Here is a 3,585-nt window from a genome sequence, read left to right as displayed (position 1 = left end):
CTGCTGTTCTTACGCAGAATTATTAAACTTAATAAACTTTAAACAGCTTCATTGACTAAAGTTTATTCAAAAGAGGTTTAGTAAAAAAGTATTTAACTTTTCGAAGCGGAAAAATTAGGGAAATTGGTGTCTTTGTCATTCCTCACCTTTAGATGATATACCATTTAATAGACTTTTCTAGAGTAATGATAATGCCGATTAGATAGCTTAATTATTAAAACAAACTATTAGAATAATCATTATGCTATATAAGACTTCAAATTGACACGTATCAATAAAGGGGAAATATTTGTAACTCCGCTTATAAACTATAACATAAACTTTTCGGGTTTGCCAATTCACTTTAATTCCTAAGCAGATATTAGAAGCTGTAACGAATACCAGTATTGATTCCTACTATCCATAACCGCGGCTGTAAAGCATAAGGCCGTTTATAAATAGATTGCAAAGCGTATTTAAAACTTGGTTCTATAATAAAGCTAAGTTTCTCTGTAATTCTATATCTGCTTCCTGCATGTGCGACTACAAGTGGAACAAATCCTCTATAGGTTATTTGTTGACCTTGTAGTGAGGGTATAATTTGTAGTGAATCCCTAGAGGTCATACTAGTTTTAGTATTCAGGAGTATATTCATTTGAGCGCCCGCTGTAATATAAAAACTCCATTTGTTTTTATGCCAGTTATAGCTAAATGTCAAAGGAACGCCTATATAAGCAACTTTCTGTTGCTGCGTGAAAGAGCGTATTTTATGATTTATATTTGTGCTCAATACCGTATCTACAACCACCTTTATTGAATCACCCCCACTTGACTGATGCCACTCATAAACAGGCGTATAGGTACTATCTAGAGTTGTCTGCCTATGGGTATATATAGAGGCATTTTGCACTCTTTCTAGTAAAACACCACTACTTAAAGTAATATTGCTCGCTGCTTTAAAGCTTCGTCTTAGCGGAATATGGTAGTTAATGCGCATACCTGCTGATACAATGGCTTTTCTTGCCTGTAGATGTGTAGCTGAATCTTGAGAGATAGAATCGCCTTTTGCCGTAGTAAAGGCGTATTGCGTATTGATGAGTGCCTCTACAGACAAGTCAGCAATTGTAAGGGTACGCTTACTTTTTGTGGGAATAATTATGTTTTCTGACTCATTTTTATCCACTCTTGTTTCTCTATTAGCTTTGCTAAATTGTTGCTCTAGGAATCTTTGTTGTTCTACCTTACTTGCAAACTTAGTTGGTAACCGATCTGCTATTTCTTTTGTATGCTCTATGTTCTTGTAATTCTCAATTTTGAGAATGCCTGCTGTAATCCTGGCTGTCGATTTACTTACCCTATCTGGTTGATTAGACTCTAAATTTGTTGACTCTGTTGGCTGTAAAGTAAGTAGTGTATTCTTTGACTTTTCTAAGTTTTCATTGTTAGAATTTACTTCTTGTTCGCTTGGTAGGGAATCTGTGTCTAACGCCAATTTGTTTTTAGCATCATAGGTAGTCTGAGCTTTCCTATTCATCCTCTTAGAATAACGCTCTTTAAGCGTGCTTTCTGTGTTTGTCCTTCCATCAGCAGGTGGCATACTAATAGGTTGATTCTTCTCTTCAAACTTTTTGCCTTTTGCAGAAATTATACTATCTCTGAGGCTTTCTTTGGGCTGCAGATAAATTGGGTTATTTTTAACAGCATGTTCGTTTATTGTTGATCTACTCTCTGATTTATTTCTAATCTTATCTGCAGTTGACTTTAGTGGAGCATTTGTATTGGAGGCTACAAAAGGAATACTCTTCTTCTTGTGATTCTTAGGGCTACTTTTAGATTTATTACCAGCATCAGTAAAGGCTTTCTCCTTATTAGTAGACTGCTGTGTAGGGGATAGCAATGGTTTTGCAGGAAGAGGCGATGCAGTGAGAGTTTGTTTTCTAGGATAGGAAGACAGATACAAGCCAATAGCCACAATTGCGGCTACGCCAATAAGAGTTAAGCTAACAATAAAACTAGTATGGGCAGTTGAGGCTGAGCCTGCTACCTTTTTGGCAGCCATATCGCTAGCTTTACTGACAATTTCAGGGGGTAGCTTGGCAGAAATGGTTTCCCATAACCTGCCGGAAACAGGAAACTCATGGCCTTCGAGCCGCTCTTTTATCTTTTTTCCTATTTTATCTTCTTCGTTCATAGGTTGAGTAGTCAAACTTTAGCAGCAGCTTTTGCAAGTATTGTTTGGCTTTATGTAACTGTGATTTGGAAGTCCCTTCACTTATATTGAGCAGTTGAGCTATCTCTTTATGAGAGTATCCCTCTATTTCATATAAATTAAACACCAAGCGGTAACCTTCAGGCAGCTGCTGAATCAGCTTAATCAATTCGTCTGTGCTCATTTTATCAAGACTATCACTGCAATCAACCTCTGTTGCTTTCCCGATATCATGAAGATTACTGATTTTATAATTTGCATTTTTATGATACTGCTTAATAGCCGTATTTACAACTATACGCTTTAACCAACCTTCAAAAGAGCCTGAATATGTATAGGAATGAATGTTGGTAAATATTTTAATAAATGCTTCCTGTAAGATATCTTCGGCTTCAAAGGTAGTGTTACTATATCGCATAGCAATACTCATTAATTGCATGGCATACTTGGTATACAATGCATGAAAATAGGCATGTTTTTGTTGCTTACATCCTTCTATTAACTCTTCCTCTGATATCATTTACAGTTATATATTGGCTGCTATAAACCTAGCGTAGGACCCATAGGAAGTTTATGTAGAATAGCTTACTGAATATTTTTTGATGAATGAATTTGCCCATACGTTATAGAAAGACACAAGAAATGAGAATGTAGATAGAGTTAAGTAAGCTATTGCCAGCTATCAAAAGGCTTTACAGTCTTTTGCTGATACTAGATCAAGGAAAACTTACTCTATCAACTTTTATGCAGGTAAAGGTTTATTTAGTAACGTGCAGTTGAATCTATTAGAAGACTATCGGGTATATTGTAAGAGAGAGTATCCATAGGTGGGAAAAAGGTGGAATCCTGAGCAACACTATCTGTAGGAATAGGACCCATTGGAATAGAGTCATGTGGAAAGGGAAAAGCAATGGTATCCGGCCAGGAAATTAGAGTATCTGTTGAAAGACTGTCACTTAGAATAAGTGAACTATCTGCCTGGATTTTACCCGAATGTAGAAAAGGATGGTTTTCGCCTATTGACTCTGAAAGCTCTTTTTCACAGCCAGATAAAGCTACAAACCCTATAAAACCTACCACAAAAATTTTGAGTGTTACACTTGCATACGATTGCATAGACGATTGTTTTAAATGTAAAAAATCACGTACAACCGCAAGACCAGCTGCATACCTAAATGGTTGCCTGCTCAAAAACTTTTTATTCAAAATACTTTGGCTAATCCATTTTAAGATAGCGTAAAGCTTCCTTTTTTTAGAAAGATTCAAACACTAATACAATACTTTGTAATTTGAATATCCAGTACCATCCAGAATAATTCGAAAGTGATGGTTAAATTAATTGCCCCTTTGAGTGAAATCATCAAAAGTGTGTTTGGTCCTAAAAAATGGTGACTTTT

3 protein-coding genes are annotated in these 3,585 nt (G+C 36.0%); all 3 read right to left on the bottom strand.

The window, feature by feature from the left end:
* Positions 1-361: 361 nt before the first annotated feature.
* Positions 362-2,170 (bottom strand): outer membrane beta-barrel protein, encoded by a 1,809-nt coding sequence (locus Q0590_RS36865; RefSeq protein WP_302042695.1) that lies wholly within the window; start codon positions 2,168-2,170, stop codon positions 362-364.
* On the bottom strand, positions 2,154-2,708 hold the full coding sequence (locus Q0590_RS36860; protein WP_302042694.1) for an RNA polymerase sigma factor: 555 nt from the start codon (positions 2,706-2,708) through the stop codon (positions 2,154-2,156). The genes Q0590_RS36865 and Q0590_RS36860 overlap by 17 nt, the downstream gene beginning before the upstream one ends.
* Before the next feature lie 242 nt (positions 2,709-2,950).
* Positions 2,951-3,304: a hypothetical protein gene (locus Q0590_RS36855; protein WP_302042693.1), complete on the bottom strand. Its 354-nt coding sequence runs from the start codon at positions 3,302-3,304 to the stop codon at positions 2,951-2,953.
* Positions 3,305-3,585: the final 281 nt, after the last annotated feature.

Source organism: Rhodocytophaga aerolata (assembly GCF_030503435.1).
GTDB lineage: Bacteria > Bacteroidota > Bacteroidia > Cytophagales > 172606-1 > Rhodocytophaga > Rhodocytophaga aerolata.
This window is presented reverse-complemented; position numbering and strand designations above follow the sequence as displayed.

Bases quoted from the DNA above. Each gene is read 5' to 3' on its own strand.
- Q0590_RS36865 (WP_302042695.1), bottom strand. From the start codon at position 2,170: ATGAACGAAGAAGATAAAATAGGAAAAAAGATAAAAGAGCGGCTCGAA.
- Q0590_RS36860 (WP_302042694.1), bottom strand. From the start codon at position 2,708: ATGATATCAGAGGAAGAGTTAATAGAAGGATGTAAGCAACAAAAACAT.
- Q0590_RS36855 (WP_302042693.1), bottom strand. From the start codon at position 3,304: ATGCAATCGTATGCAAGTGTAACACTCAAAATTTTTGTGGTAGGTTTT.